The sequence below is a fragment of the Ramlibacter sp. genome, from assembly GCF_041916345.1.
GTDB lineage: Bacteria > Pseudomonadota > Gammaproteobacteria > Burkholderiales > Burkholderiaceae_C > Ramlibacter.
The window spans coordinates 1-5839 of the sequence record NZ_JAYRZR010000149.1; the positions used below are offsets into that span (position 1 = coordinate 1).

General features: G+C 72.4%; 7 protein-coding genes. 5 read left to right on the forward strand and 2 right to left on the reverse strand.

What is annotated here, in order from left to right:
- Nucleotides 1-83 precede the first annotated feature (83 nt).
- Together ACE3T5_RS20885 and ACE3T5_RS20890 are read right to left on the reverse strand one after the other, a co-directional pair.
- Nucleotides 84-1028: a glycosyltransferase family 25 protein gene (locus ACE3T5_RS20885; RefSeq protein WP_374670037.1), complete on the reverse strand. Its 945-nt coding sequence runs from the start codon at nt 1026-1028 to the stop codon at nt 84-86.
- A gap of 70 nt (nt 1029-1098) precedes the next feature.
- On the reverse strand, nt 1099-1521 hold the full coding sequence (locus ACE3T5_RS20890) for a hypothetical protein (protein WP_374670038.1): 423 nt from the start codon (nt 1519-1521) through the stop codon (nt 1099-1101).
- A 182-nt stretch (nt 1522-1703) separates the two neighbouring features.
- Here ACE3T5_RS20890 and ACE3T5_RS20895 point away from each other — a divergent pair, with 182 nt between their 5' ends.
- Genes ACE3T5_RS20895 through ACE3T5_RS20915 form a run of 5 tightly spaced genes read left to right on the forward strand, consistent with a single transcriptional unit; the run spans nt 1704 to nt 5751 of the window.
- Nucleotides 1704-3221, forward strand: coding sequence for a class I adenylate-forming enzyme family protein (locus tag ACE3T5_RS20895; RefSeq protein ID WP_374670040.1), 1518 nt, complete (start codon nt 1704-1706; stop codon nt 3219-3221).
- Nucleotides 3218-3637: a PaaI family thioesterase gene (locus ACE3T5_RS20900; protein WP_374670041.1), complete on the forward strand. Its 420-nt coding sequence runs from the start codon at nt 3218-3220 to the stop codon at nt 3635-3637. The genes ACE3T5_RS20895 and ACE3T5_RS20900 overlap by 4 nt, the downstream gene beginning before the upstream one ends.
- Before the next feature lie 28 nt (nt 3638-3665).
- Nucleotides 3666-4652, forward strand: coding sequence for a Bug family tripartite tricarboxylate transporter substrate binding protein (locus tag ACE3T5_RS20905; RefSeq protein WP_374670042.1), 987 nt, complete (start codon nt 3666-3668; stop codon nt 4650-4652).
- An 8-nt stretch (nt 4653-4660) separates the two neighbouring features.
- Nucleotides 4661-5476, forward strand: a complete 816-nt coding sequence (locus tag ACE3T5_RS20910) for an SDR family oxidoreductase (RefSeq protein WP_374670043.1) — start codon at nt 4661-4663, stop codon at nt 5474-5476.
- Nucleotides 5477-5478: 2 nt separating this feature from the next.
- On the forward strand, nt 5479-5751 hold the full coding sequence (locus ACE3T5_RS20915) for a PaaI family thioesterase (RefSeq protein ID WP_374670044.1): 273 nt from the start codon (nt 5479-5481) through the stop codon (nt 5749-5751).
- Nucleotides 5752-5839: the final 88 nt, after the last annotated feature.

Here is a 5839-nt window from a genome sequence, read left to right on the forward strand (position 1 = left end):
GGGGGGGGGGGGGGGGCGGTGCCTGCGCTGGGCGGGGGATTGGGGGGGGGTGTTGGGGTGGGGGGGGGGGGGGGGGGGAGCCCTCACCCCGGCCCTCTCCCGGAGGGAGAGGGAGAAACAGCCGGGACCGAAAGACGCGGTGTGCCGTCTGCGCCGATGAGCTGCGCGGCGAACTGCGCCTCGGCCCGATGCATCAGGGCCACCTGGCGCAGCGCCACGGACAGCATGTCCAGCGCCGGATCACCCGGCAGGCGCGAGAGGCCCTGGGCCATGGCCGTCGCGTCGTCGATGGGGCCGGCAAACAGCAGCCGGCGGATCACCATGAGCGTGTCACCGGGCATTCGGTAGCCGTTGCCGATGGTGGAGCGGCCATGCCAGCGCAGACCGGTGGTCGCGAGAAAGGGCATGGCGATCAGCCCGCGCAGCTCGCCTGCCACAAAGGCCGCCTCGATGTGCCGGTCGATGGGGCGCTGCGGGCCTTCGGCGAACCCGCGCTCCAGCAGCGGCAGCAGCTTCGCGCGGCCAGCCGGCGTGACCACGTAGGCCGGCAAGCCCCACTTGTAGAACTGCGCGGCCTCCATCAGCTCGATGCCGCGCACGCGCCGCGTCACGCCGCCGGAGGCATCAGGCAGGAAGTGCTTGTGCGCCGCGCCCCACAGGGCTGCCACGTGCGAGAGGGAGAAGTGATGCTGGCACTCCAGCAGCAGCACGTCCGTGCCGGGCAGGCCGCCGGCCACCGCCTGCGTCAGCACCTCGGCGGCCTGCGGCGACAGCTCGGTGTCGTCCTCCAGCACGAGGGTGAAGGCGTCGGGCGGCGCCTGGCGGATCACCGCCAGGTGCGAGGCGTAGCAGGCGATCTCACCCGGCAGCAGCGGGCTCGCGGGCCGCGGTGCGAGCGTCGCGGCGTCGATCGCGGGCGCGCGGCGCACCCAGGTCATGCCCAGGCGATCGAGCTGCTCGCGCATCCACGCGTCGCGGTCCGTGCTGCGGTCGAGGTTGATGTAGAAGCCGGTGAGGGTGGCAGGCATGGGTGGCAGGCGAGATGGCGCATGGTAGCCGGCGCTGCGCGCGCCCCCCGGTCACGCGCCGCGGCCGCCCCTACTGCGCCCGGGCGCGCGCCAGCTCGCACACCGCGTCGTACAGCCAGCCCGCGGACTCGTCGCCCGGCAGCGGTACCACCGGGCCGGGTGTGGCGTCCATTGCAAGCGGCCGGTCCCGCGCGTCGAAAGTCTGCGTGTCCAGCAGCCGCACGGTGCGGCGCGCGCAATCGAACTGCAGCGACACCACCCGCCGGTGATGCGCGCCCAGCCGGCCCACCGGCTCGAAGGCGGCGCCCCGCATCAGGCTGGTACTGCCGGCCAGCCGCACGCGGGCGGTCACCAGACCATGGTGCTGGTCCAGCGAGCCGGCATGCACCTGCAGCTCGGCCGCGCCGGGCACCGCCAGCCAGTCCGGCATTCGCGCCTGCGCGCCGAAGGCCATCGCGCCCACCAGCATCCATCCCAGGGTTCGTGCACGCATGGCCATCTCCCGTGAAAGTGATGCAGGCATTGCACCCCCGAACCCGCATCGCCGCAAGGCGCAGCGCAGCAATTGGCGCGGGCTGGAAGCTTTCGCCAAGCGCATTGGCCGATCCGGCCATTGGGCGCATGCGCGCACCGGCCTAACCTGCGGACCATTCCTTCGCCCCATCCGTTCCCGCCGTGTACCTGACCCAGGGCCTGCAGCGCTCCCTGCAGCGCCACCCCGACAAGACCGCCCTCACCCACGTGGGGGAGACCGCCGTGCGCCGCCACAGCTTCGCGCAACTCGTCGATGGCGTGGCGCGTCATGCGGCCGCGCTCGCCGCGCGCGGCGTGCAGGCCGGTGACCGCGTGGCGCTGCTGGCACCCAACCATGACGAGCTGGTGCGCGCCCTGTTCGCGTGCTGGTGGCGGGGTGCGGTGGCGTGTCCGCTGAACGTGCGCTGGAGCGCGCCGGAGCTCGCCCACGCGCTGCAGGATTGCGGCGCCCACCTGCTGCTGGTAGACGAGAGTCTGGAGGCCCTCGCCGCCCAGGCGTCGACCCTGCCGCGCGTCACGCTCGGCGCCTTCGCCGACGAGGCGGCGGCCCTGCCCCCGCTGCCCGACACGCGCACCGGCGGCGAGGCACTGGCCACCATCCTCTACACCGGCGGCACCACCGGGCGCTCCAAGGGCGTGATGCTCACCCACGCCAACTTCTGGACGGCCGCCATGACGCGCGGCGCCGAACTCAACAACGCGCCGGACTCCGTCTCGCTGCTGGTGGCGCCCCTCTTCCACGTGGCCGGCCTCGGCCGGCTGGTGGGGCAGAGCATCGTGGGCGGTGCCTGCATCACCATGGCGCAGTTCCGGCCGCCCCAGGTGCTGGCCGCGATCGAGGAACACCGCATCACCGACACGATCATGGTGCCGACGATGCTGCAGGCGCTGCTGGACGAGCCCGGCTTCCACGCCGACCGCGTGCGCAGCCTGGACCGCATCGCCTTCGGGGCCGCGCCCATGCCGCCCGACCTGCTGGACCGCGCGCTGGCCGCCTGGCCGCACGCGGAGTTCTTCCAGGCCTACGGCCTGACCGAGACGGCGGGTGCGGTCTGCATCAACCTGCCGCCCAACCACCGCTCGCCCGAGGCGCGTGCGCGCGGGCGCCTGCACAGCGTGGGCCGCGCGGGCCTGGGCGCGGAGATCGTCATCACCGACGAGTCGGGCCGCGAGCTGCCGCGCGGCGAGGTGGGCGAGATCCTCACGCGCGGCCCCATGGTCACGCAGGGCTACTGGGGCCTGCCCGAGGCCACGGCCAGTGCCTTCCGCGACGGCTGGTTCCGCACCGGCGACGCCGGCCGCATGGACGCGGAAGGCTACCTGTACATCGTCGACCGCCTGAAGGACATGATCATCACCGGCGGCGAGAACGTGTACTGCGCCGAGGTGGAGGCCGCCTTGCGCAGCCACCCGCAGGTGTCGCAGGCCGCGGTGATCGGCCTGCCCGATCCGCGCTGGGGCGAAACGGTGCATGCCGTCGTGGTGTCCACCGAGGGCGCGCCGAGTGACGAAGCGCAGGCCGACGTGCTGCGCGGCTGGTGCCGTGATCGCCTGGCCGGCTACAAGTGCCCGCGCAGCATCGCCTTCGCGCCCGCGCTGCCGCTGTCGGCCGCGGGCAAGGTGCTGAAGAACGTGCTGCGGGAACAGGCCACGCGATGAAGCCGGTGACCGGGCCTGACCCGCGGCAGCTGTTCGGCCAGGTGCCCTTCATGCAGCTGATCGGCATGCGGCGCGAGTTCTCGCAAGGCGGGCGCGCGCGGCTCGCCATCGACGCACGGCCTGAACTGGGCAACGTGATCGGCGCGGTGCACGGCGGCGTGGTCACCACGCTGATCGACGTCGCGATGGCCAGCGCGGCCGTCTCCCGCTTCGACTTCCAGCGCACCGCCGTCACGCTCAACCTGTGCACCAGCTTCCTCGCCCCCGGCCGCGGCACGCTCACCTGCGACAGCCTGCTGGAGTCACATGACGATCAGGTGGCGTGGTGCAGCGCCGTCGTCACCGATGCCGAAGGCAGCGTGGTCGCTCGCGGCCAGGGCACGTTCCGCTACCTGCCGCTGCCCGGCGGCGATTGATGCCCCCTCAACGAAGGAGACAGACCCCATGACCCTCACCCGCAAACCCCTCTCGCGACGCCGCGTGCTCGGCGGCCTGGCCGCGCTCGGCGCCAGCAGCATCGCTGCGCCCGCCTTTGCGCAGGCCGGCTTTCCCAGCCGGCCGATCCAGCTTGTTCTGCCCTTCCCGGCCGGCGGCTCGTTCGACCCGGTCGTGCGCAGCCTGGCCGATGCCGCCGCCAAGGAGCTGGGGCAACCCGTCGTGCTGATGCACAAGCCGGGCGCCGGCGGCATCATGGGCACGGCGACGCTGGCCACGATGAACGAGGCCGACGGCCACACGATCGCGGTGATGCACAACTCGGTGATCCGCGCGCCGCTGGTGCAGAAGGTGAACTGGGATCCGCTGAAGGACTTCAGCTACCTCGGCACCTATTTCGGCCTGGTGACCGGCGTCACAGTGGCGGCGGACGCGGCCTGGAAGACCTTCAACGACTTGATGGCCGAGGCCAAGGCCAAGCCCGGCGCGCTGAGCTGGGGCACGGTGGGCGCGATCAGCATCAACCGCATCACCGCGGAGCGGCTGGCCCGCGCGGCCGGCACGCGCTTCAACATGGTCCCGTTCAAGGGCGGCGCCGAGGCCTTCCAGGCGCTCATCGGCCGCCACCTCGACGTCTATGGCGATCCCGGCTTCGGCGCCCAGGTCCAGGGCGGCCGCGCGCGCCTGCTGGCGACGTTCACCGCACAGCGCATGAAGCGCTACCCGGACGTGCCCACGGTGAAGGAACTGGGGCACGACTTCGTGATCGAGTCGCCGGTGGGCCTGGTGGCGCCCAAGGGCCTGGACGCGAAGATCAGCGAGCGCCTGCAGGCCGCCTTCCGCAAGGCAGCGGCCGACCCCGCGCATCAGGCCCAGCTGGAGCTCTTCGACATGATTCCGCAGGTCTCCACCGGCGAGGCCTACGCCGCCTATGCGCGCGCGCAGTTCGACCGCGACCAGAAGATGCTGGCCGAGATCGGCTTCAAGCTCGAGTGAACGACCCGATGAACGCGCTCCCCTTCGACTTCACGGGCCGCCACGTCTTCGTGGCCGGCGGCTCCAGCGGCATCAACTTCGGCATCGCGCAGGGCTTTGCCCGCGCAGGCGCGAACGTCTCGATCATCAGCCGCTCCGCCGACAAGGTGGCAAGCGCCGTGGCGCAGTTGCAGGCCGGTGGCGCACACGCCTTCGGAACGCCGGCCGACGTGCGTCAGCCGGAGGCGGTACAGCAGGCGCTGCAGGCCGCGGCGGACCGCTTCGGCCCCATCGACGTGCTGGTCTCCGGCGCCGCGGGCAACTTTCTCGCCAGCGCGCTCGACCTGTCACCGAATGCCTTCAAGACGGTGGTGGACATCGACCTGATGGGCAGCTTCCATGTGGCGCGCTTCGCGCACCCGCACCTGCGCCAACCGGGCGCCTGCGTGATCCAGATCTCCGCCAGCCAGGCCTTCACGCCCACGCCGTTCCAGGCCCATGTGTGCGCGGCCAAGGCCGGTGTGGACATGCTGACGCAGGTGCTGGCCATGGAGTGGGGGCCGCAGGGCATCCGCGTGAACTCCATCGTGCCCGGACCGATCGCCGACACCGAGGGCCTGAAGCGCCTGGCCCCGACGGAGGACACGCTGGCCGCCATGGCGCAACGCGTGCCGCTGCGCCGGCTGGGCCGCACCGAAGACATCGCGCGCATGGCGATGCTGCTCGCCAGTGACTGGGGCAGCTACATCACCGGCGCCATCATCCCGGTGGATGGCGGCCTGGCGCTGACCGGCCCGCGCGACTTTAGCGCGGCCGCGGCGGCCTCGAAGCGCGAGAGGGCCTGAGCATGGCGGACGAAGCGGCCCTGCTGGCGCAACTGCATGCGGCGCTGGCGCGAACCGCACGCGGCCGGCTCGACGATGCCGCACGTGAGGTGGCCGCCGCTGACCTGCACGTGACCTTCACCCAGCCCCTGGCCGGCACGCTGCGCACGCAGGGCCGCGTGACAGGCGGCGGCCGCTCGGTGTGCTTTTGCGAGGTGGAGGCGCACGACAGGCAGGGTCGCCTGGTGGCGCGCGCGATGGGCACCTTCCGCTATCGCGGCGCTGCGTCGGCCTGAGCGGCCTCGGACTGCTCAGCGTCCTGCGTGAGCAGGGCCACCAGGTCACGCGCGAACACGGGCAGGCCCTCGAAGCTGCGCACGCAGA

Coding starts and splice junctions, on each gene's coding strand:
- ACE3T5_RS20915 (WP_374670044.1), top strand. CDS start 5,479: ATGGCGGACGAAGCGGCCCTGCTGGCGCAACTGCATGCGGCGCTGGCG.
- ACE3T5_RS20910 (WP_374670043.1), top strand. CDS start 4,661: ATGAACGCGCTCCCCTTCGACTTCACGGGCCGCCACGTCTTCGTGGCC.
- ACE3T5_RS20905 (WP_374670042.1), top strand. CDS start 3,666: ATGACCCTCACCCGCAAACCCCTCTCGCGACGCCGCGTGCTCGGCGGC.
- ACE3T5_RS20900 (WP_374670041.1), top strand. CDS start 3,218: ATGAAGCCGGTGACCGGGCCTGACCCGCGGCAGCTGTTCGGCCAGGTG.
- ACE3T5_RS20890 (WP_374670038.1), bottom strand. CDS start 1,521: ATGCGTGCACGAACCCTGGGATGGATGCTGGTGGGCGCGATGGCCTTC.
- ACE3T5_RS20885 (WP_374670037.1), bottom strand. CDS start 1,028: ATGCCTGCCACCCTCACCGGCTTCTACATCAACCTCGACCGCAGCACG.